At 71.5% G+C, this 21,438-nt stretch carries 16 protein-coding genes; 5 read left to right on the top strand and 11 right to left on the bottom strand.

The features are described from left to right. The first annotated feature begins 126 nt into the window (after positions 1–126). The 3 genes from ACWEQO_RS31775 (at position 127) to ACWEQO_RS31765 (ending at position 6,022) form a co-directional block, all read left to right on the top strand. A complete protein-coding gene (locus tag ACWEQO_RS31775) occupies positions 127–1,755 on the top strand; it encodes a hypothetical protein (RefSeq protein ID WP_452986095.1) in 1,629 nt (542 codons plus the stop codon). A gap of 71 nt (positions 1,756–1,826) precedes the next feature. Further along, positions 1,827–2,471 (top strand): DinB family protein, encoded by a 645-nt coding sequence (locus ACWEQO_RS31770; protein WP_452986094.1) that lies wholly within the window; start codon positions 1,827–1,829, stop codon positions 2,469–2,471. 275 nt (positions 2,472–2,746) lie between these two features. Beyond that, entirely contained in the window at positions 2,747–6,022 is a 3,276-nt protein-coding gene (locus ACWEQO_RS31765) for a LamG-like jellyroll fold domain-containing protein (protein WP_452986093.1), read from the top strand. A 162-nt stretch (positions 6,023–6,184) separates the two neighbouring features. Here ACWEQO_RS31765 and ACWEQO_RS31760 read toward each other — a convergent pair whose 3' ends face one another. The 9 genes from ACWEQO_RS31760 to ACWEQO_RS31720 form a co-directional block, all read right to left on the bottom strand. Then, the gene (locus ACWEQO_RS31760; protein ID WP_452986092.1) at positions 6,185–8,548 is read right to left on the bottom strand and encodes an AbfB domain-containing protein; all 2,364 of its coding nucleotides are present in this window, start codon (positions 8,546–8,548) and stop codon (positions 6,185–6,187) included. Between the two features lie 147 nt (positions 8,549–8,695). Next, the gene (locus tag ACWEQO_RS31755; RefSeq protein ID WP_361459248.1) at positions 8,696–9,730 is read right to left on the bottom strand and encodes an ABC transporter permease; all 1,035 of its coding nucleotides are present in this window, start codon (positions 9,728–9,730) and stop codon (positions 8,696–8,698) included. After that, the gene (locus tag ACWEQO_RS31750; RefSeq protein WP_361459250.1) at positions 9,727–10,689 is read right to left on the bottom strand and encodes an ABC transporter permease; all 963 of its coding nucleotides are present in this window, start codon (positions 10,687–10,689) and stop codon (positions 9,727–9,729) included. Before ACWEQO_RS31750 ends, ACWEQO_RS31755 begins: the two co-directional genes overlap by 4 nt. After that, the gene (locus tag ACWEQO_RS31745) at positions 10,682–12,253 is read right to left on the bottom strand and encodes a sugar ABC transporter ATP-binding protein (RefSeq protein ID WP_452986091.1); all 1,572 of its coding nucleotides are present in this window, start codon (positions 12,251–12,253) and stop codon (positions 10,682–10,684) included. The genes ACWEQO_RS31750 and ACWEQO_RS31745 overlap by 8 nt, the downstream gene beginning before the upstream one ends. Positions 12,254–12,318: 65 nt before the next feature. Beyond that, positions 12,319–13,416 (bottom strand): ABC transporter substrate-binding protein, encoded by a 1,098-nt coding sequence (locus tag ACWEQO_RS31740; RefSeq protein ID WP_452986090.1) that lies wholly within the window; start codon positions 13,414–13,416, stop codon positions 12,319–12,321. A gap of 277 nt (positions 13,417–13,693) precedes the next feature. Next, entirely contained in the window at positions 13,694–14,725 is a 1,032-nt protein-coding gene (locus ACWEQO_RS31735) for a LacI family DNA-binding transcriptional regulator (protein WP_452986089.1), read from the bottom strand. 217 nt (positions 14,726–14,942) lie between these two features. Then, positions 14,943–15,758 (bottom strand): ABC transporter ATP-binding protein, encoded by an 816-nt coding sequence (locus tag ACWEQO_RS31730; protein WP_361459258.1) that lies wholly within the window; start codon positions 15,756–15,758, stop codon positions 14,943–14,945. After that, positions 15,755–16,858 carry a FecCD family ABC transporter permease gene (locus ACWEQO_RS31725; protein ID WP_361459260.1) on the bottom strand — a complete coding sequence of 368 codons (1,104 nt, stop codon included), beginning with the start codon at positions 16,856–16,858 and terminating at the stop codon, positions 15,755–15,757. The genes ACWEQO_RS31730 and ACWEQO_RS31725 overlap by 4 nt, the downstream gene beginning before the upstream one ends. Then, entirely contained in the window at positions 16,855–17,853 is a 999-nt protein-coding gene (locus ACWEQO_RS31720; RefSeq protein WP_452986088.1) for a FecCD family ABC transporter permease, read from the bottom strand. The genes ACWEQO_RS31725 and ACWEQO_RS31720 overlap by 4 nt, the downstream gene beginning before the upstream one ends. Before the next feature lie 85 nt (positions 17,854–17,938). Between ACWEQO_RS31720 and ACWEQO_RS31715 the strand changes: the two genes are divergently transcribed. Continuing rightward, positions 17,939–18,898 carry an ABC transporter substrate-binding protein gene (locus ACWEQO_RS31715; RefSeq protein ID WP_361459264.1) on the top strand — a complete coding sequence of 320 codons (960 nt, stop codon included), beginning with the start codon at positions 17,939–17,941 and terminating at the stop codon, positions 18,896–18,898. 39 nt (positions 18,899–18,937) lie between these two features. Here the strand turns inward: ACWEQO_RS31715 and ACWEQO_RS31710 are convergent, their stop codons facing one another. Continuing rightward, positions 18,938–19,753, bottom strand: coding sequence for an SAM-dependent methyltransferase (locus ACWEQO_RS31710; RefSeq protein WP_452986087.1), 816 nt, complete (start codon positions 19,751–19,753; stop codon positions 18,938–18,940). A 122-nt stretch (positions 19,754–19,875) separates the two neighbouring features. Between ACWEQO_RS31710 and ACWEQO_RS31705 the strand changes: the two genes are divergently transcribed. Next, complete coding sequence (locus tag ACWEQO_RS31705) at positions 19,876–20,763, top strand: endonuclease/exonuclease/phosphatase family protein (RefSeq protein ID WP_452986086.1); 888 nt, start codon at positions 19,876–19,878, stop codon at positions 20,761–20,763. A 78-nt stretch (positions 20,764–20,841) separates the two neighbouring features. Here the strand turns inward: ACWEQO_RS31705 and ACWEQO_RS31700 are convergent, their stop codons facing one another. Next, positions 20,842–21,174, bottom strand: a complete 333-nt coding sequence (locus tag ACWEQO_RS31700; protein WP_361459270.1) for a putative quinol monooxygenase — start codon at positions 21,172–21,174, stop codon at positions 20,842–20,844. Positions 21,175–21,438 lie beyond the last annotated feature (264 nt).

Here is a 21,438-nt window from a genome sequence, read left to right as displayed (position 1 = left end):
GGCAACCGGTGTTCCGCAAAAGCCGGTTGATGGCTGTTCAGTGCGGTCGCAGGGGTGCTGATCAACGCTGGAACGCGGTGGAATGGAGGTGCCGGGGAGGGAGAGGTCGCCTCGTGGAGCAGGCCTGTGGAGCAGGTGGGAGCCGGTGCGCACCCGCCCGCCCGCCGTACGAACCGTCTCCCGTCCGGTACGACGCTCGTCACCTGGGGGACCTCGATGACCATTCCGCCGCCCACCGGACCGGACGACGACCGGTCCGCGCCACCGAAGCCGACCGGACCGCCTGCGCCGCCGCTCCCGGCCCGGCCGCCCGTAGCCCCGTACGGGCCGTACGACCCGTACGGCCCACAGGATCCGCCGGGCCCGCCCGCCCACGACCCGCCGCTGCCGGGGCCGGCGTTCCAGGACCCGGTGCGGCACGACCCGCCGGCGGTCGCCCTCGGCAACGCCTCCCTTTTGGGAGTGGGCTATCTGCTGATGCGCCGCCACGGACTGTTCTGGACCGCCGCGGTGATCACCGTCGCGCTGGTCTGGACGACGGCCGCGACCGCCGAGACCTGGAGCGAGGTACTCCTGCTGCTGTGGTGGGCGGCGGTCGTGGTGCACGGATGGCTGCTCGCCCGGCGCCGGCCGGGCGGTCCGCGGACGGCGCAGCGCCTGGTGGCGCTCGGCCTCGCCGTCGCGGTGCTGCTGGGTGTGGGACTGCTGCGGTTCGACGCCCACGGCATCGAGGACGACATCGCCGAGGCACGCGCGGACGGCGACTGCACAGCGGTGGTGAAGGCTCAGGAACGGGTGTGGGCGGGGCACAGGGTCGCCGCGGCCCCGGTGGCCGCACGCGGTGACACCGCGGTCGACGCCTGTGAACGACTGGAGACGGCGGAAGCCCGGCTGGCCGCCGGACTCAACGGCGACCAGGACGATTTGACCGCGGGCTTCCGCCTGCTCGCCTCGGTGCTGGAGGAGGACCCCCGCAACGACGCCACGGTCGGGACGTCCCTGGACCGTTTCCTGGGCGGGCTGCCCACCGACGACGCCTGCGAGACCGTGCGGATCACGGACTGGCTGAACGACCGGGAGTCCGAGCCGGGCCAGCAGGTTCTGGACCGCTCCTCCCAGACCGCCGAACGGCTCGCCCCGGCCGCGCTGATGGGCTGCGGCGACGCCCTGATGGGCACCCAGGAGTGGTCGCAGGCGGAGTCCCGCTACCAGCGGCTGCTGGACGAGTACCCCGACGACAGCCGTGCGGACCAGGCCCGCAAGGCGGTCAGGAAGGCCGTGCTGGCCCTGCAACTGGACGAGGTCCGGCAGTCGGTGCGGGAGAACCGCTACTGCGAGGCGCCGGCGAAGTACGAGGGGGCTCCCGCCCGCCGCGCGGGCTCCGGCCGGTCCCTGTTCCTGGGCGACAGCGAGCACTCGGGCAAGCTTCCCGGGGCCTGGCGGACCACCGACCCCGCCCAGGCGGCACTGGTGGTGTGCGTGGGGCAGCAGGGCTTCGGGAGCGCCGTGCGGACCTGCGCCTACCGGAGCGAGACCACCGGGCAGACCGGCAACGTCACGTTCCGCAAGGTCTCGCTCCCGGTGAAGGTGTACGCCCTGCGGACCGGCAAGCGCGTGGCCGACCGCACGCTCCAGATCAGCGGTTCCACCTGCCCGTCGCTCTTCTTCAGCTACGGCGTCATCCCCTCGGACAAGTACGTCACCCCCTCGAAGTCCGACATCCGCAGCGCGTTCTCCCCCGTCCTCGGACGATGATCCCCGGGCGCCCTCGACGCAGGCCGTCGTGCGGCGCCCGGTTGTCAGTACCCGGTGCGAGACTGCGGGGCATGACGAACCCGGAATCGAACCCGAACCCGAACCTGGAACAGGACCCGAAAGCGGACCTGACCCGATATCTGCAGGACGCCAGGGAAGCCCTGGTGTGGAAGCTCGAAGGGCTCTCGGAGTACGACGTCCGCCGCCCGCTGACACCCACCGGCACCAATCTGCTGGGGCTGGTCAAGCACGCCGCCGGAGTGGAACTGGGGTACTTCGGCGATGTGTTCGGTCGGCCCTTCTTCCGGCAGGACCCGCCCTCCTGGTGGTACACGCAGGACGCCGAACCCAACGCGGACATGTGGGCCACCGCGGACGAGTCGCGCGAGGAGATCGTCGGGCTCTACCACCGGGCGTGGGAGCACGCGGACAGTACGTTCGCCGCGCTCCCGCTCGACACCGTCGGTCATGTGCCGTGGTGGCGGGAGGGACGGAGGGAGACCACGCTGCACCACCTCCTGGTGCGGGTGATCGCCGACACCCACCGGCACGCCGGCCACGCGGACATCGTGCGGGAGCTCATCGACGGGTCCGTCGGCTGGGGGAAGGGGGCGAGCGATCTGCCGTCCGGTGACGCGGCCTGGTGGGAGGCCCACCGGGCCCGGCTGGAGCACGCGGCGAGGGAGGCGGGCAGCCGCCGGCCGGCCGAGGCGTAGCAAGCCCGGCAAATCCTCGCGGAGGCACGGTTCCTGACGGTCAGTCGACTGTGCGGAAGGTCTGGACAGCCGACTGCCGACGTGTTGTCATTCCGCTGCACAGTGAATTTCCAACGTTGGAATAGCGTCCGGCCGTCGCGGCTCCGGCTCCGGTGCCGTGCCGTACCGGTGGGTCCGCGTGGGCCACCGGTGAACACCCCCTGGCGGCCCGGCCGTCGACCTGACGCAGTCCCGTTTCGTCCTGTCCCCATGCCCCCTGCGCGAGGAAAGGTTCGATGACAAGACAACACACCCGCCCGAGAGCCCGGTGGTGGGCTCTGCTGACCGCCGCGGCCCTGCTCCTGCCCACGAGCGCGGCGGTCCCCGCCGCGGCGGCCGCGGAGTCCGTGAGCGCCGGCACGTCCGCGCGTACCGCCGGTGCAGCGGCCGATGCCGCCGTCGAGCAGCACGGACTGAAGGGCGAGTACTTCAGCATGTCGGCGCCGGGAGCACGGGACTTCGCCGTGCTCGGCGGCACCCTCCTGGAGCCGCAGATCAACTTCTCCGGCCTGACGAGCACGTTCGAGGAGCTGACCGGGAAGACGGAGCACACGACCGCCCGCTGGACGGGGCAGATCGAGGCGCCGAGGACCGACGACTACACGTTCCACGCCATCGGGGACAACGGATTCCGCCTCTTCATCGACGACAAGCCGGTCATCGACCACTGGGAACCGGACTGGGACAAGGAGCAGACCAGCAAGCCGATCAGGCTCACCGCCGGTGAACGGCTCACCTTCCGGCTGGAGATGTTCCAGGACTTCGGCGGGGCGAACATGTTCCTGCGCTGGTCGAGCCCGACGACGCCCAGGCAACTCGTCCCCGAATCGGCGTTCACACCGCCCGCCGGCTTCGAGGTCTTCCCGGTGGACCTGTCGGTCGCCGAGGACGGGAAGCGGCTGCGCGCCCGGTTCGAGGACCGGGTCGGCGACCTCGACGAGGTCGCCGAGCACCTGAAGATCGAGGCCGACACCACCGCCATGCCGGTCACGTCGGCGAAGGCGGCGCCCGGCGACCGCAGCGCTCTCCTCGTCACGCTCGCGAAGCCGATCCAGAAGAACCAGCAGGTCCGGTTCACCTACGACGGAGAGGGCGGCCTGACGGCCGGCGGCAAGGCCGTCCCCCGGATCGTCCGCTACGCGACGAACGCCTCCGGGCACCGTCTCACCACGAAGTGGGGCGACCAGCTGGACAGGAAGAACCCGCTGCCGGAGCACCCCCGTCCGCAGCAGGTGCGGTCCCAGTGGAAGAACCTCAACGGAACCTGGCAGTTCAGCGGTGCCGAGGCGGGCGAGCAGCCGGTCTTCGGCAAGAACCTGGACGAGCGGATCACCGTGCCGTTCCCCGTCGAGTCCCAGCTGTCCGGGCTCGAGCGGCACGAGGACCACATGTTCTACCGCAGGCTCGTCGAGGTGCCGAAGAACTGGAAGATCGGTGCGGGAAAGCGGCTGAAGCTCCACTTCGGCGCCGTGGACTACCAGGCCCGCGTCTGGGTCAACGGCCGGAAGGTCGCCGAACACACCGGCGGCTACACCGCGTTCAGCGCCGACATCACCGACGCGCTCAAGGGCAGGGGAGCGCAGGAGGTCGTGGTCGCGGTCACCGACACCGGCGGCGCCGACCAGCCGACGGGCAAGCAGCACACCCGTCCCAGCGGCATCTTCTACACCCAGTCGTCCGGCATCTGGCAGACGGTCTGGATGGAACCCGTCGCCGAGCGGGCCGTTGACAACGTCGTCACCACACCGGACATCGACACCGGCAGCCTGGCGGTGACCGTCGAGTCCGAGAGCGCCTCCTCGAAGGCGCGCGTGGAGGCCGTCGCCCGTGACGCCCGCGGCAAGGTCGTGGGCAGGGTCAGCGGTCCGGCCAACCGCGAGCTCCGGCTCCCCGTGGCGAAGCAACGCCTGTGGAGCCCCGACGACCCCTACCTCTACGACCTCGACGTCAGGCTGACCGACGGCCGGTCGGTGGACGAGGTCACCGGCTACTTCGGCATGCGCGAGATCGGGATCGAGGAGGTCGGCGGCTACCGGAAGCTGGTGCTCAACGGAGAGCCCGTCTTCTCCCTCGCCACCCTCGACCAGGGTTTCTGGCCCGACGGCCTCTACACCGCCCCCAGCGACAAGGCGCTGGCCTTCGACCTCGAGGCGCACAAGAAGCTCGGCTTCAACGCCGTCCGCAAGCACATCAAGGTGGAGCCGGCGCGCTGGTTCTACCACGCGGACAAGCTCGGCCTGCTGGTCTGGCAGGACTTCGTCTCCGGGAACATCACCGACGAGACCGGGCAGAAGGCCTTCGTCGACCAGGGCCGCGCGATGATGCGCCAGCACCACAACTCGCCCTCGGTCATCGGCTGGATCGTCTTCAACGAGGGCTGGGGCGAGTGGGACCGCGAGGAGAGCGGCCGCATCGCCGAGTCGGTCAAGGCCGCCGACCCCTCCCGCATCGTCAACGCCCACAGCGGCGTCAACTGCTGCAACTCCAAGGGCGACTCGGGCAAGGGCGACATCATCGACCACCACGACTACAACAACGAGGACCCGCCCTTCCCCGACCACCGGGCGGCCATGGACGGGGAGCACGGCGGCTTCACCCTGCGCACCCCGGGCCACATGTGGCCGGGCGCGCCGACGGTGATCTACAGCGGCGTCGCCGACAAGGAGGCACTGACCCGCAAGTACGTGGAGAACACCGAGCAGTTCTACCTCGACCAGGCCGCCGCCGAACTCTCCGGTTCGGTGTACACACAGATCACCGACCTGGAGAACGAACTGAACGGCCTCTACACCTACGACCGCCGGGAGATCAAGGTCGACCCGGTCAGGGTGCGCGAGGTCAACCGCAAGGTCATCGCGGCCGGCGCCGCCGCGGGCGAGCGGGCGCAGCTGAAGGGCGGCGGCCACTGGACCCTCGACGAGGGCACCGGCACCACCGCGAAGGACGACGGCCCGAACGGCAGGCCCCTGACCCTCACCGACGGCACCGCCTGGACCTCCGGTGTCAGCGGCAGCGCGCTGAAGTTCGACGGACGGGGGCAGCACGCGCGAACCGCCGGCCCCGTGCTCGACACGACCGGCAGCTACTCGGTCTCCGCCTGGGTCAGGCTCGACTCGCTGCCCGGCAACTACGCCACCGCGGTGAGCCAGGACGGACGGCGCCAGGCGAGTCCCTTCTACCTGCAGTACGGGCAGGGCGCCTTCGCCTTCAGCACACCCGACGGGAAGCGCGCACGGCTGGAGACGAAGCCGGACACGGGCCGCTGGTACCACCTCGTCGGTGTGCGTGACGCCGCGCGGGGCGAGATCGACCTCTACGTCGACGGCGTTCCGGCGGCGACCGCCACCGCCGGCCCCGCCTACGTCGGCTCGGGGCCGCTCGCCGTGGGCCGTGCCCAGTGGAACGGCACCGACACGGACTTCTGGGACGGCGCGGTGGACGAGGTCCACGCGTTCGACAGGGCCCTCACCGCCAAGGAGGTGAAGGCCCTGCACGACCGGGAGAAGCCGTGACAGGCCGGGCCGGCACGGCCGCCTGTGCCTGCCGGCAGTAGCGGGAAGGTGCGGGTGCCGGACGGCACCCGCACCTTCCCGCACGCCGGGGAGCGCCGGCCCGGGAAGGCGGTGACGGCCCCGCGGCCGTCACCGCCTCTCACCCGGGGGACCGCACACCGCTCACGGTGCCCAGGGCGCCGCCACGGTCCAGGTGGTGTCCTCCGCGAACAGAGCGGGGTTGTCCCAGATGTGCGTACCGCCAGGGGTGGCCAGCCACAACTGGGCCTCGTAGTGGCGCAGATACTGCTCGGGGAAGTTGTAGGCGGACAGCCGCACCGCCCCGTTCGCGCCGCGCACGGGGCAGAAGGTGGCGTCCGCCCGGAACAGGCCACCGCTGCCGGCCTCCTTGTACACGCGGTAGTCGCGGTGGCGCAGATACTCGCCGGGGTAGTTCCGCGACTCGAACGAGTAGCAGGAGCCGTCGGCGAGGCCCGGCACGATCCTCCAGGTGGCGTCGTTCTTCAACAGCGTGCTGCTGCCGCCGTCCACGGTCTCGGTGAACACCGCGCCGTCCCGGTGCCGCACGTAGCGGTTCGTCAGCCCCGGGGTCGTCACACCGAGAGACCGGTACTGGCCGGTCGGCAGGGTGACGGGGACCGACGGCGAGCGGGACGCGTCGATCAGGGCACGGTTGGCGGCCCTCACCCGTGCCTCGTCGACCTTGACGACCTGACGGTCGTAGGTGAGCAGGCCGTTGGCCTCGTTCTCCACATCGGTGATCTCGGTGTAGACCGCGCCGGACAGGCCCCGCGGAAGCCGCACCTCGCGGATCGCGTCCAGCAGACCGACGAACCGGTTGCCGAGACGGGCCGCGTCCGGCTGGTCCTCGTAGCTGAACCCGCCGCCGGGGTACCACTCGTGACCGGACACCTTCAGACCCAGGCCGCCGTACTCGCCGAGGACGGCCGCGCGGGTGGCGTCGGGCACCGTGGTGCCGGGACCGACGTAGACGTGGTGGTCGACGACGTCCCCGTTGCCGCCGTCGACGCTTCCGCAGCAGTTGACGCCGCTCATGTTGTTCACCAGACGGGACGGGTCGTACGCCTTGACCTCGTTCGCGATGCGGGCCTGGTCGTACTGGCCCCAGCCCTCGTTCTGGTTGACCCACATCACCACCGAAGGCGAACTGCGGTGCTGGTCGATGACGCGGTCGTACTCGGCCTCCCACTGGGTACGGGCGGCCGCGTCCGGCGTGCGCAGGTCCATGGACGGCATGTCCTGCCAGACCAGCAGACCGAGCCGGTCCGCGTGGTAGAACCAGCGCTGCGGCTCCACCTTGATGTGCTTGCGGACCATGTTGAAGCCGAGGTCCTTGTGCTTCTGCAGGTCGTACCGGAGCGCGGCGTCGCTGGGCGCGGTGTAGATGCCGTCCGGCCAGTAGCCCTGGTCCAGGGTGCCGGTCTGGAAGACGAACTCGCCGTTGAGGACGGGGCGCAGGACCCCGTCGACGCGGGCGACGCCGACGGAGCGCATTCCGGTGTAGCTGCCGACGGAGTCGGCGATCGTGCCGCCGGAGAGCAGATCCGCCCGTACGTCGTAGAGGAAGGGGTCGTCCGGGGTCCACCGCCGGGCGGAGGGCACCGGCACGGTGAACTCGCTGCCGACGGGGCCGGTGGCGGCGCCCACCGCGGTACCGCCGGCGGAGACCGTGACCCGGGTCTGGTGGCCGTTCGTGCCGGCGCCCCGCACCGTGACCCTGAGCCGGTTGTTCACCAGGTCGGGAACCATGTCGAGGCGGGTGATGTGCGCGGGCGCCGTGGGTTCGAGCCACACCGTCTGCCAGATGCCGGACGCGGCGGTGTAGAAGATGCCGCCGCCCGGATGCGGTGTCACGTCGTTGATCCGCTGCTTGCCGACGGCCTGGCCGCCGGTCTGGGTCGGGTCCCACACGGAGACGACGACGGTGTTGGCGCCGCTGCCGAGCAGATCGGTGATGTCGTAGGAGAACGCGTCGAAGCCGCCGCTGTGCGGCGCGCCGGCCTGCCGGTCGTTGACCCACACGGTCGTGCGCCAGTCACTCGCGCCGAAGTGGAGCTGCACACGCCGGCCGTTCCAGCCGGACGGCACGGTGAAGGTGCGCTTGTACCAGAGCTTGTCGTTCTGCGTGATCCGGCGCTGGATGCCGGACAGTGCGGACTCGGCCACGAACGGCACCCGGATCTGCTCGGGGAACGACGCGGGCCGGCTGGCGTCGGCCGAGGTGACGGCGAAGTCCCAGATGCCGTTGAGATTGGCCCAGTCGGGGCGGGTGAGCTGGGGGCGGGGATACTCGGGCAGGGGCGTGTCGACGGGGACCCGGTCGGTCCAGGGGGTGGTCATCGGCGCGGGTTTGGGCGTCCACGCCCGGGGTGCGGCGGCAGCGGTGGCGGACCCGGTGAGGGCCGTACCGCCGAGCAGGACCAGCACCATCAGCGCGGTGGTGACCCACCACCGCCGGTGTCCGATCCCGTGAACCGGTGAACGCGGTGCGGGTGGTCGACGCATCGTGCCTCCTCGGAGAGTGGGGGGCGGTACACGTGCGCGTGCGCGGGACGGCCGGCCTCCGCTCCCGTACGGGAACCGGGAGCCGACTGCCCCGAAAGCCGGACGCGGCAGCCGGTCCGGGGAGGGAGGGCCGCCGCGTCCGGGGCTTCACAGCAACTGGCGTCTGCGGCCCAGCCAGGTCTGGGCGACGACCACGACGGCCAGGAAGGCGCCGCTGACGACCTGCTGGTAGGAGGAGTCCAGGGAGCCGATCTGGTTGATGACGTTCTGGATCACCTTGAGCAGGAGGACACCGACCAGCGAGCCGCTGACATGACCGAGGCCGCCGGTGAGCAGCGTGCCGCCGATCACGACCGCGGAGATGGCCTCCAGCTCCATGCCGTTGCCGAGAATGGTCACACCGGACGCGAGCCAGGCCGCGTTGAGCGCGCCGGCCAGCCCGGCCAGCACCCCGGACAACGTGTAGACGAGGATCTTGGTCCGGGCCACCGGAGCACCCATCAGGGCCGCCGCGTCCTCGTTGCCGCCGACCGCGTACACATGTTGTCCGAAACGGGTGCGGCGCAGGACGACCGCTCCGGCGACGAACAGCGCCAGGGTGACCCACACGGGGTTGCCGATGCCGAGCGTGGTGCCCTGGCCGAGTTCGGAGAGGAAGGAGCCCTTGCCGATCAGGTAGGTCTCGGCGCCCTCGTCGGTGAGGGCCAGCATCAGACCGCGCGCCCCCAGCATGGCCGCCAGGGTGACGATGAACGGCGCCAGCCGGGAACGCGCCACCAGCAGGCCGTTGACGACACCGATCCCGCCGCACACCACGAGGGGCAACAGCAGCGCCACCAGGGTCCCGTGCCGGGACCCCCAGGCCGCCAGGACACCCCCCAGGGCGAACAGGGAACCGACCGACAGATCGATGCCCCCGGTGATGATGACGAAGGTCATCCCGAGGGCGACGATCGCCAGGAACGCCGAACTCGTCGCCATGTTGCCGACGTTGTCCCCGGTGGCGAAGGAGTCGAAGCTGAACGACGCCACCAGCGAGACGATCACCAGCACGGCCAGCGCCCCGTGCTGCTGGACCAGGGAGCTGAGGCGCTCCGAGCGTACGGAGCCCTCGGGGCCCGCGGCCTTCGGCGGTCGCCCGCCCGCCGTGGCCACGGGCACGTCCGTCTTCGTGGCGGTCATCGCTTCCCCCGTCCCCGTGCCGCGTAGACCGCGCACACGATCACTATGGCCTGCGCGATCTGGGTCCACGACGGCGGCAGATCGTGCTTGATGAGGGTGGCGGTGAGCAACTGGATGAGGACCGCTCCCGCCACGGTGCCGGCGATGTTGACACGGCCGCCGGTCAGCGGGGTCCCGCCGACCACGACGGCGGTGATGGCGGACAGCTCCATCAGATTGCCCAGCGAGGTCGGGTCGCTGGCCTGGAGCCGGGCGGTGGCCAGCACGCCCGCCACGGCCGCCAGCAGCGCGCACAGCACGTACACGACGATCAGCACGCGCCGCACCGGCAGACCCGCCAGCTGCGCCGCGGGGCGGCTGTCCCCGATGGCCAGCAGCTGGCGCCCGAACGTGGTGCGGCGGACCACGAACGCGGCCAGCAGCGCCAGGACGGCGGCGATGAGGATCAGGTACGGCACGCCCAGGACGTCGCCGGAACCCAGGGAGGCGAGCGCGGGATTGCGCAGATCCTCCAGCTGCGGCAGCAGGACCAGGGCGAGGCCCCGGCCGCCGACCATGAGCGCCAGGGTGGCCACGATCGGCTGCACCCCGACGAAGGCGACCAGCGCCCCGTTGGCCGCTCCGACCGCGGCGGCGAACACCGCCACCACCAGCAGCGCCGGCAGCAGACCGTAGCCGAGGTACAGGGCGGTCACGGAGGCTGCCAGGGCCATCACGGCGCCGACCGACAGATCGATGCCCTCGGTGCCGATGACCAGGGCCATGCCGAGCGCGACGATGATGACGGGGGCGACCTGCACGGCCTGGGTGCGGAAGTTCTCCGCGGACAGGAAGTGCGGGGTGATGACGGTGTTGACGACCAGCAGCAGCGCCACGCCGGCGTAGACGCCGTACGTCTGCAGCCACTGCAGGACGCGGGTCCGGTCCAGCGGCGCGGTGCGCAGAGCGGCTTCAGCCATCGCCGGCCTCCTTCGCGGCCGTGACGCCGGCCGTGCCCCCGACCGGGGCGTGCCCGGCGATGGTCCGCATCAGTGTGTCCTCGGTGACGTCCTCGCCGTCCAGTTCGCCGACGACCGCCCCGTCCTTCAGCACGACCACGCGGTCGGACCCTTCGATGAGTTCCTCCAGATCGGAGGAGATGAGCAGAACGGCCAGGCCGTCCGCGGCCAGTTCGTCCACGAGTCTTTGCACCTCGGCCTTGGCCCCGACGTCGATGCCCCGGGTGGGCTCGTCCAGCAGCAGCACCTTGGGGTTCATCGCCAGCCAGCGGGCGAGGAGCACCTTCTGCTGGTTGCCGCCGGACAGTTCACCGACCTTCTGGTGCGGTGAGGACGCCTTGATGCGCAGCCGTTCGACGAAGGTGTCCACGACGCTGTCGACGCGCGCCTCGGAGACCAGACCGAAACGGGAGAGCCGGGGCAGCACGGCCAGCGAGATGTTCTCGCGGACCGAGAGCCCGGGAACGATGCCCTCGCTCTTGCGGTCCTCGGGCAGCAGACTGACGCCCGCCCGGATGGCGGCGGGGGTGGAGCCGCCGCGCAACGGGACACCGGCCACCAGGACCTGCCCGGAACTCGTGGCCAGCGCACCGGAGATGGCTTTGGCCGTCTCGGTCCGCCCGGATCCGAGGAGCCCGCCGAGTCCCACGACCTCGCCGGGCCGGATCGTCACGGACACGTCGTGCAGCTTGTGCGGCACCGTCAGCTCCCGTGCCTCCAGCACGGGTCGGGTGCCGAGGGCATGGTGGTCGCCGGTGAACCGGGTCAGGCCCTCCGTGCGGACCTCGCCCAGCTCCCGGCCCAGCATGGTCGACACCAGGGACAGCCGGTCGAGGTCGGCGAGACGGCCGTGATGGACACGCCGCCCGTCGCGCAGCACGGTGACCGTGTCGCACACGGCGTACAGCTCGTCCAGCCGGTGACTGACGTAGACGACCGCGATGCCCTCGTCACGCAGCCGCCGGATCACCGAGAACAGGGTCTCGACCTCCCGCGGCTCGAGCGAGGAGGTCGGCTCGTCCATGACGACGACGCGCGCCTCGGTCGCCACCGCGCGGGCCAGGGCGACCATCTGCTGAGCGCCGACGCCGAGGGCACGCAGCGGCAGACGGACGTCCACCCGGACACCGTAGGCGCGCAGGGTCTCCTCGGCCTCCCTGTGCATACGGGCGAAGTCCAGCAGGCCGAGACGGGTGCGCGGCTCGCGGCCCAGGAAGAGGTTGCGGGCCACGCTCAGCAGCGGGATGAGGTTGACCTCTTGGTAGATGGTCGAGATCCCGGCCTTCTGCGCCTCCAGCGGCGTGGCGAAGGAGACCTCGCGGCCCTGGAAAACGATGTCACCCGCGTCGGGCCGGTGGACACCGGTGAGGAGCTTGATGAGGGTCGACTTGCCGGCGCCGTTCTCGCCGATCAGGGCGTGGACCTCGCCCGGATGCAGGGTCAGGTCCACGTCGTCCAGGGCCCGGACGCCCGGGAAGGTCTTGCTCAGTCCGCGGACGGCGAGGACTGCGGCGGGGGGAGCCACCTGTGCCTCCAGGAAGTGAGTGGTGACGGGACGGCGGGGCCCGGAGGGAGCGGGCCCCGCGGGGGTCAGTAGGCCTTGCCCAGGTCCTGCTCGGCGTTGCCGGCGTCGTAGGCGCTGTCCTGGATGACGACGTCCTGGGGCACTTCCTTGCCCTGGGTGAAGGCGTCCAGCGTCTCGAACGCCAGCGGACCGAACCGCGGGTTGGACTCGATGACGCCGGTGATCCAGCCGTCGACGATGCCCTGTACGGCGTTGCGTGTGCCGTCGACCGTGACGATCTCGACGTTGCCGGCCTTCTTGCCCGCGCCCTTGAGCGCGGCCACCGCGCCCAGGCCCATCTCGTCGTTCTCCGCGTAGATCCCCTTGATGCCCGGCTTGGACTGGATGAGCTGCTCGGTGACCTGCTGCCCCTTCTCCCGGGTGAAGTCCCCGGTCTGCTCGAAGACGACCTTCAGACCGGGGGCCTTCTCCGCGACCCGCTCCTTGAACCCCTTGGTGCGTTCGGTGGTGACGTTGTTCCCGGCCGCGCCCAGCAGGATCGCGACCTCGCCCTTGCCGCCCGTGGCCTCGATCATCTGGTCGGCGGCCCGCCGGCCCTGCTCGACGAAGTCCGAGGCGATGAAGGAGACGTAGTCCTTGCAGGCGGTGGCGTTGATCTTGCGGTCGATCGTGACGATCGGAACCTTCCTGGCGGCGGCGGCCTGCAGCACCGGGTCCCAGCCGTCGGAGTTGAGCGGCGCGATGACCAGCAGGTCGGCGCCCTTGGCGAGCAGGTCCTGGACGTCGCTGATCTGCTTGGAGAACTGTGACTGGGCGTTGGCCGTCAGCAGTTCGACGCCCCGCTTCGCCGCCTCGTCCTTGATGGACTGCGTCTCGGCGATGCGGAACGGGTTGGCCTCCTTCTCCGACTGCGAGAAACCGACGGTGGCGCCCTTGAGGTCGAGCTTCTTGCCGCCGTACGCGTCGATGGTGCAGGTCTTGCCGCCCGGCTTCGGCGTGACGACCTTCTGGCCGGCGTCGGCCGCGGCTGCCGGGGACTTCTTGCTGTCCGACGCGTCGTCCTCCGATTTCGCGCAGGAGGTGGCGGTCAGGGCCACCGTGGCCGCCAAGGCCACGAGCACGGGACGGGCGAGGAGGTGAGGGCGATGAATGGTGCGCTGCATGGTGACCCCGATCCGGGTGACGCTGAAAGGGAACTGGGGAGCTGGAGAGCGCGGAACCGGTGCTGCTCCCGGTGTGCGATACGGCGTCCGGTTCGCCGCCAACAGGTTTTTACATCGTTGGAAGAACGCTGTAAACCCCCTGTGCACGAGGTGAGCGCGGAGCGCGGCGGGGGAGGGGGTGAGCGGGGCGGCTCCGGCAAGCGCTTGCCGGACGGGGCCGGTTCAGGGCCCGGAAAGGAGCCCGTACGGCCGGTGGGCCGGGAGTCGAAACCCTTGGTCAGGTGTTCGCGGTGCCGGTGCCGGCGGACCGGCCCAGGGTGCTCTCCCGTTCGACCAGGCGGTAGTCGGCCCGGATACGACGCGGCTCGGGAGCCGTGTCGTGCAGCCGGGCCAGCACCGACTCCACCGCGAGTCTGCCGATGGCGGCCTTGTCCGGTGACACGGAGGTGAGGGTCACCGCGCCGAACCGCCCTTCGAGCACGTCGTCGAATCCGACGACGGCGATGTCGTCGGGGATCCGCAGACCACGCTCGTGCAGGACCCGCATCGCCCCGATGGCCATCGGATCGTTGTAGGCGAACACCGCGTCGGGCCGCTGCCCGCTGTCCAGGATGTGGGCCATCGCCGCCGCACCGTCCGCGTGCCCCCAGCCGTCGGTGGCGGCGACGAGGCCCTCGTCGGCGGGGAGGCCGACGGCGGTGAGCTCCTCGCGCCAGCCCCGTACGCGCAGTTGCGCGGGCTCGCTGCGGGCGCGCCGGGCCCCGATGAACGCCACCTTGCGGCGTCCCAGTGAGACCAGGTGCCGGACGGCGGCGCGGGCCGCGGCCACGTTGTCGATGGCGATGTGGTCGTACGGCAGGTCGTACTCCCGCTCGCCGAGCAGGACCAGCGGCACCTGCTCCGTACGCTCGCGGAAGTCCTTGGCCTCCAGCTCGATGGGGCTGAGGATGAGTCCGTCGATGACCCTGGCCCGGAACCCCTGGCTGACCAGGATCTCCTGCTCGCGACGGCCCCCGGTGTGGTCCAGCAGCACGATGTAGTCGTGCTCGGCCGCGGTGTCGATGACGGCGGCGGCGAGTTCGGCGAAGTAGGGGTTGCCGAGTTCGGGCAGGGCGAGCGCGATGATGCCGGTGCGCCCTTTGCGCAGGTGCCGGGCGGTCAGGTTGGGCCGGTAGCCGAGGGCGTCGATGGACCTCTGGACGCGCTCGCGCATGGCGGGGGTGACGTGCTGGTAGTTGTTCACCACGTTGGAGACGGTCTTGATGGAGACCCCAGCGTGCGCGGCGACGTCCTTGAGGCTGACCCGCACGGCAATCCCTTCGTGGACGGCCCGGCCGGGGACCGGTGGCGAGACGGGCGCCGTCACCGTGAGCCGGGCATCGAGCCGCCGGATGAGAGTTTTACAACGTTATACACGCGCTTCCGCGCCACTGACAAGGCCAGGGGACAGGGCGGGGGAGGCGGATCCTGACCGGCTGCCCCCGGCCGCCCCTGCCGTCCCGCCCGGACCGGGCCGTCGCACCGGTTCAGGCGCCTGGCGCGGAGGTGGCGATGTGCAGGGGGCAGATCACCGGGGTGCCGTGGACCGGGTCGGTGAGGATGGCGCTCTCGACTCCGTAGAGCTCCCGGACGAGGTCGGGGGAGACGATGGCCGACGGGGCGCCCTGGGCGACCACCGCTCCGTCCTTGAGGGCGATCATATGGTCGGCGTAGCGGCACGCGGTGGTCAGGTCGTGCAGGACCAGGACCGGGGTGCGGCCCTGTGCGGCCAGCGAGCGGACCAGCTCGAGCACTTCGAGGGCGTGGCCCATGTCGAGGGCCGAGGTGGGTTCGTCGAGGAGGAGGATCTCGGTCTCCTGGGCGACGGCCATGGCGATCCAGGCACGCTGGCGCTGACCGCCGGAGAGCGTCTCGAGCGGACGGTCGGCGAGGCCGTGCAGGTCGGCGGCGGTGAGCGCCTCCTCGACCGCGCGGGCGTCGGCGGCGGACCACTGACGCAGCAGGCCCTGGTGGGGCTGGCGGCCGTAGCGGACGAGGTCGCGGACGGTGAGGCCGTCGGGGGCGATCGCGGACTGGGGGAGCATGCCGATGGTGCGGGCGATCTCCCGGGTGGGGATCCTGGTGAGTTCCCGGCCGTCGAGGAGGACCGCGCCGCCCCGGGGGCGCAGGGTGCGGGCCAGCCCGCCGAGGAGGGTGGACTTGCCGCACCCGTTGGGGCCGACGATGACAGTGACCCGGCACTGGGGCAGAGCGAGGTCCAGGCCGTCGATGACGAGGTCGGAGCCGTGTCCCAGGGACAGGGCCCGGGTGCTCAGGCGGCTGTCGGCGGCGACCGGGTTCACAGGGACCTCCTGGTACGGGTGGTGAGCAGCAGCCAGATCAGGTACGGACCGCCGACGACGGCGGTGACCAGGCCGACGGGGACCTCCAGCGGAGCGAGCACGGTGCGGCCCACCAGGTCGGCGAGGAGGGTGAAGAGCGCGCCGGTGAGGGCGGAGAGCAGGACGGGAACAGCACGGGGCCCGGCGATGCGGCGGGCGGCCTCGGGGGCGGCGAGCGCGATCATGCCCAGCGGCCCGGCGACGGCGACGGCGAGGCCGCCGAGGACGACCGCGACGGCGATGACGGCCAGGCGCAGGGCCTTGACCCGGACGCCGAGACCGGAGGCGACGGAGTCGGACAGGCGCAGCAGGAGCAGCCGGCGGCCGAGGACCATGCCGAGCGGCAGGGCGAGGAGCAGGGCGACGGCGAGCAGGGACACCGCTTCCTGGTCGCGGCCGTTGAGGGTGCCGACGGTCCAGCCGTAGGCGGCGTTGGCCGCGTCGGCGGCCGAGCGGGCCAGGACCAGACTGGTGATCGCGCCGAAGACGGCGCCGACGCCGAGGCCCACGACGAGGAACCGGTACCCCCCGCGCCCGGCGCCGCCGCTGAGGGCGAGGGTGAGGGCGGCGGCGGTGGCGGCACCGGTGAGGGCGGCGGCGCCGGGCAGCAGACTGGTGCTGATCCCGGTGACCGAGGCGACGGCGAAGGCCGCGGCGCCGTCGTTGAGGCCGACGGTGTCGGGGGTGGCCAGCCGGTTCTGGGCGAGGGTCTGCATCAGACAGCCGGCCGCGCCGAGGGCGGCGCCGACGGCCAGACCGGCCTGCAGGCGCGGCAGCCGCAGGCGTTCGACGACCAGGATGTCGCGGGGGGTGCCCTCACCCGCCAGGGCGCGCAGCGCGTCCAGCGGGTGGACGAAGATCTCGCCGACGGCGAGGTGCACCCCGCTCGCGGCGGTCAGCACGACCAGGACGGCGACGGTGCCCAGCAGCGGCCTGCGCGGAACCAGCACGGCGTAGGGGCCGACGGCCGGGCGCCAGGCGCCGGGGACACCGCGCGGTGCGCGACGGGCCTGAACCGCGGTCCCGGTCGCCGGTCCGGACGGGGTGGGGAGAGTCTTCACAACGAGGGCAACCTGTGGGATCGGACGACGGCGACCAGGACGGGCGCGCCCAGGAGCGCGGTCATGACGCCGAGGGGCATCTCGTAGGGGCGGGCGACGAGCCGGGAGACGACGTCGGCGGTGAGCACGGTGGCGGGGCCGATGAAGACGGAGACGGCCAGCAGCCGCCGCAGGTCCGGACCGACCAGGGCGCGGGCGGCGAACGGCACGACGAGCCCGACGAAGGCCACGGGGCCCGCCAGGGCGGTGGCCCCGCCGACCAGCAGGGCCACGGCCGTCACCGCGAGGGCCCGGACCCGGCCGGGCCGGTGGCCGAGGCCGGTGGCCACGTCGTCACCGAGACTCAGCGCGGTCAGGGAGGGAGCCACGAGGACGGCGAGGAGCAGCCCGAGACCGACGACGGGGAGGATGCTCCACAGATCCGCCAGTTCCCGCCCGGCGACCGACCCGATGGTCCAGAAGCGGATCTCGTCGGCGGCCCGGGCGTCGACGAGGAGCATCACCGAGGAGCCCGCGGCCATCAGCCCGCTGAAGGCCGCACCGGCGAGCACGAGCCGCACGGGGTCGTCCCCGGCCCCGCGCAACCGGGCCGCGGCCAGCGCCAGCAGACACCCCGCGCCCGCCCCCAGAACCGCCACATACGGGCCGAGGGTGGCCGCCGAAGCGCCGAGGACCAGGGCGAGGACCACGGCGAAGGACGCCCCCGCGCTCACCCCCAGCAGGCCCGGTTCGGCCAGGGGATTGCGGGCGGCCGCCTGGAGCAGGGCTCCCGCGACGCCCAGGGCCAGGCCGACGGCGACCGCGACCAGGGTGCGCGGCAGCCGCAGTTCCAGCACGGTGAAACGGGCGTCGTCGTCCGCCCCGCCGAGCAGGGCGGACAGGGCGCGCCCCGGTCCGACCTCCCCCGCTCCCAGGAGCAGGCTTGCGATCACCGCGGCCAGCAGGACGCCGACGCCGGGAAGCAGGCCGCGCACGATGAGGGAACGCAGCGTCACCACCACCCCTCCTTCCATATTCAACAAAGGTGAGGTTAACCTAACTTTGCTTTCGCCGTACATCCACCTCCCCCTGGAGTCCCCCATGCCCGGAAGCCGGTCTTCGCTGCGCTCCGCCGCTCTCACTCTGGCGGCTGCGCCGCTGGTCATCGCCCTCGCCGCCTGTGGCGGGTCCGATTCCGCCAACTCGGATGACAGCAAAGGGAAGACGGCGGCCGAGGGGACCGAACGGAGCGTGCGGACGGCTTTCGGCGAGGTGACGGTCGCCGGCGCACCGAAGAGGGTCGTCACTCTCAGTGACGCTTCCTTGGACACCGCCCTGTCGCTCGGCATCACTCCGGTGGGCACCAGCGCCGCCAGAGGCGCCGAAGGCGCTCCCGCCTATCTGGGCGAACAGGCCGAGGACATTCCGCTGGTCGCCACGGTCAGGGAACCCAACACCGAGGCGATCCTCAAGGCCGAGCCGGACATCATCCTCACCGGCGCCAACCTGGAGAAGTCGCAGTACGAGACGCTCTCCGCCATCGCGCCGACCATCGTCCCGGCCGCCGGTGACTGGCGCTCCAGCCTCGACACCTACGGCGAGGCGCTGGGCAGGGCCGACGAACTCGACAAGAAGATCGACGCCCTGGTCGAGCGCGCGGGGAACGCGGGCGGGGGCGCCAAGGGCACGGGCATCGTGATGCGGTGGATGCCGGGCGGCCCGATCGTGATGAACTCCGCCAACATGCCCACCGCGATGCTGGAGGAGGCCGGCCTGTCCCCGCTGCCCCTCGCCGAGGACCTCGGCAAGCAGCCGCACTCGGACCCGCTGTCCCTGGAGAACCTCACCAAGGCCGACGCCGACCACGTCTTCATCGCCACGCTCAACGCCGAAGGCGACAAGGCGCTGGAGGCCGCCCGCTCCGAGAAGGCCTTCACTCGGATGAAGGCCGTCGAGGCGGGCCGGGACCACGGAGTCGACGGACAGGTCTGGAGCAGCAGCAACGGACCGATCGCCATGGAGCAGGTCATCACCGACATCGAGAAGGCACTCACCGAGTGACCTGAGCCGTCTCGCCCCCACCCGCCCCGGGGCCCGGGGTCATCGCTTGCGTGCCACCCCGCCGTACATGGCGACCTCCGCGCCGAGGGCCACGTCACCGGGGGCGGGACGCCAGTGGTTGCAGGACACCACACCGGGTCCGAGGAGCTGGAGCCCGTCGAAGAACCCGGCGACCGCTTCGGGAGACCGCTGGGTCAGCCTCGGAGTGCCGTGCTCGTTCCAGAAGGCGACGGCCGCGTCGACATCGGGCATGTCCGGTCGCGTGACGGTGTGCGACAGAACCAGATGACTGCCCGCCGGAAGGGCGTCCATGAGGCGCCGCACGATCCCGTGGGCCTGGGCGTCGTCCTCGATGAAGATGACGACGCCCAGCAGGATCAGAGCCACGGGCCGGTCGAGGTCCAGCAGCTGCCCGGCTCGCGCCAGGATGGTGTCGGTGTCGCGCAGGTCCTCGTCGAGGTAGGCCGTGCGGCCCTCGGGTGTACTGGTCAGCAGGGCCGCGGCATGGGCCAGAACGATCGGGTCGTTGTCGACGTAGACGACGCGGGACTCGGGGGCGATCCGCTGGGCGACCTCGTGGGTGTTGTCGGCGGTGGGCAGTCCGGTGCCGATGTCGAGGAACTGGCGTATGCCGCACTCGGCCACCAGGTACCGCACCGCTCGCTGGAGGAACTGCCGGTCCGCGCGGGCGTACTCGCCGATGCCGGGGTGGAGCTTGCGAATCTGCTCTCCCACCTCCTGATCGACCGAGTAGTTGTCCTTGCCGCCCAACCAGTAGTTCCAGATCCGTGCCGTGTGCGGTTGATCGGTCCTGATCCTGTTGCCCAGGGCACCGACGGCGGGGGTCTCGGACATGCGTACGCTCCAGTTCCAACGGCGGCCGGGAAGCAGCAACCTACCCACGGAAGTCGGATCGGGCGAGAGACAATGACGCGGTTGTGACACGAGTTCTGACGTCTGCTCAGTTCGGAGAAGACATGCGGCACCACTCCCGGCGCCCCGCCCGCAACGCCCGTCCGGCCGCCCTGCCGACCGCCGTCATGGCCGTCGTGCTCGCCACGGCGGCACCGGTGACAGCCGCGGAGACCGTCCCCTTCGGGGCGCAGGCCCCTGCCGTACCGCTGCGGGTGGCGACCTACAACATCCACGCCGGAGCCGGTCAGGACGGGGTCTTCGACCTCAACCGCACCGCGGAGGCCATACGCGATCTGGACGCCGACGTGATCGGTCTCCAGGAGGTCGACGTGCACTGGGGCGCCCGGAGCGACTTCGTCGACGAGGCCCGCGCGCTCGCCGACACGCTGGCCATGCGGGTGTTCTTCGCACCGATCTACGATCTGGACCCGGCCACCGCGGAGGGGAAACGCCGACAGTACGGTGTCGCCGTGCTGAGCCGCCACCCGGTGCTCGAGGCCGAGAACCACGAGATCACCCGGCTCTCCACCCAGACCCCCGACCCGGTGCCCGCCCCGGCGCCCGGCTTCGCCGAGGTGACGGTCAACGTCAAGGGCGTGTTCGTACACGTCTACAGCACCCACCTGGACCACCGGGCCGACCCGTCGGTCCGCGCGGCCCAGGTGGCGGACATGCTCGAGGTGCTGGCCGCCGACCGCGGACCGAAGATCCTGGTCGGCGACTTCAACGCCGAGGCGACGGCTCCGGAGTTGGCGCCGCTCCGGCAGCGCTTACGGGACGCCGACCCGGACGGCGGTGGGACGTACCCGGCGGTCGACCCCGTCAAGCGCATCGACCTGGTGACGGTTTCCCCCGGCATCACCGTGACCGGCGCCCACGAGGTCGCCACGGACGCGTCGGACCACCGCCCCGTGGTCACGGACCTGAAACTGCAGCGGCGCGGCCACTGAACCGGCCGGGACCGGGGACGACACCTCACGGGAGCCGTCCCCGAACACCCGACCGGGAGCAGCGCTGGTGACGGAGTGTCAGTCCTGCTCGGGGACGCTCATCTCGCCCAGCAGCGACCAGTCGTCCTGCGGCACCGTCGCGTTCACGATCCGCGGGGTCTCGGCGAGGTGCGGCGGCAGGGTCCGCTGAGCGGTCCTGAAGTGCTCGGACTGCACATGGGCCGCCCCCGCCGCGTCGTCACGGAAGGCCTCGACCAGGACGTACTCCGTCGGGTCGTCGATGCTGCGGGACCAGTCGAACCACAGACAGCCCGGCTCGTCACGGGTCGCGGCGGTGAAGTCGGCGGCGATGTCCGGCCACTGGTCCGCGTACTCGGGGCGGATACGGAATTTGGCGGTGATGAAGATCATCGGTCGCTCTCCCTCATCGGTTCTCTGCGCGCCGTCGCACCGCCCGGAGCGTCGTCCGACGGGCGAACACGGCCGACTGCAAAGATCGTAACCGACACGGGGCAGGCGGGCCTCGGCGGAGCTCACCGCCTGTGCGTACAACGCATACCCGGGCGCCCGGGGGGCTGGATGGCCCCGTCGGGCGCCCGGCGGGTGCGCCGAGCAGTGTTGCGGCCGGGCCGTCAGTCCTTGATCTCGCAGATCACCGCGCCGGAGGTGACCGAC

This window comes from Streptomyces sp. NPDC004051, from assembly GCF_053604275.1.
This window is presented reverse-complemented; position numbering and strand designations above follow the sequence as displayed.

What these genes read in the sequence shown, in the direction of transcription:
- ACWEQO_RS31770 (WP_452986094.1), top strand. Translation starts at nt 1,827, where the DNA reads ATGACGAACCCGGAATCGAACCCGAACCCGAACCTGGAACAGGACCCG.
- ACWEQO_RS31765 (WP_452986093.1), top strand. Translation starts at nt 2,747, where the DNA reads ATGACAAGACAACACACCCGCCCGAGAGCCCGGTGGTGGGCTCTGCTG.
- ACWEQO_RS31760 (WP_452986092.1), bottom strand. Translation starts at nt 8,548, where the DNA reads ATGCGTCGACCACCCGCACCGCGTTCACCGGTTCACGGGATCGGACAC.
- ACWEQO_RS31755 (WP_361459248.1), bottom strand. Translation starts at nt 9,730, where the DNA reads ATGACCGCCACGAAGACGGACGTGCCCGTGGCCACGGCGGGCGGGCGA.
- ACWEQO_RS31750 (WP_361459250.1), bottom strand. Translation starts at nt 10,689, where the DNA reads ATGGCTGAAGCCGCTCTGCGCACCGCGCCGCTGGACCGGACCCGCGTC.
- ACWEQO_RS31740 (WP_452986090.1), bottom strand. Translation starts at nt 13,416, where the DNA reads ATGCAGCGCACCATTCATCGCCCTCACCTCCTCGCCCGTCCCGTGCTC.
- ACWEQO_RS31715 (WP_361459264.1), top strand. Translation starts at nt 17,939, where the DNA reads ATGCCCGGAAGCCGGTCTTCGCTGCGCTCCGCCGCTCTCACTCTGGCG.
- ACWEQO_RS31710 (WP_452986087.1), bottom strand. Translation starts at nt 19,753, where the DNA reads ATGTCCGAGACCCCCGCCGTCGGTGCCCTGGGCAACAGGATCAGGACC.
- ACWEQO_RS31705 (WP_452986086.1), top strand. Translation starts at nt 19,876, where the DNA reads ATGCGGCACCACTCCCGGCGCCCCGCCCGCAACGCCCGTCCGGCCGCC.
- ACWEQO_RS31700 (WP_361459270.1), bottom strand. Translation starts at nt 21,174, where the DNA reads ATGATCTTCATCACCGCCAAATTCCGTATCCGCCCCGAGTACGCGGAC.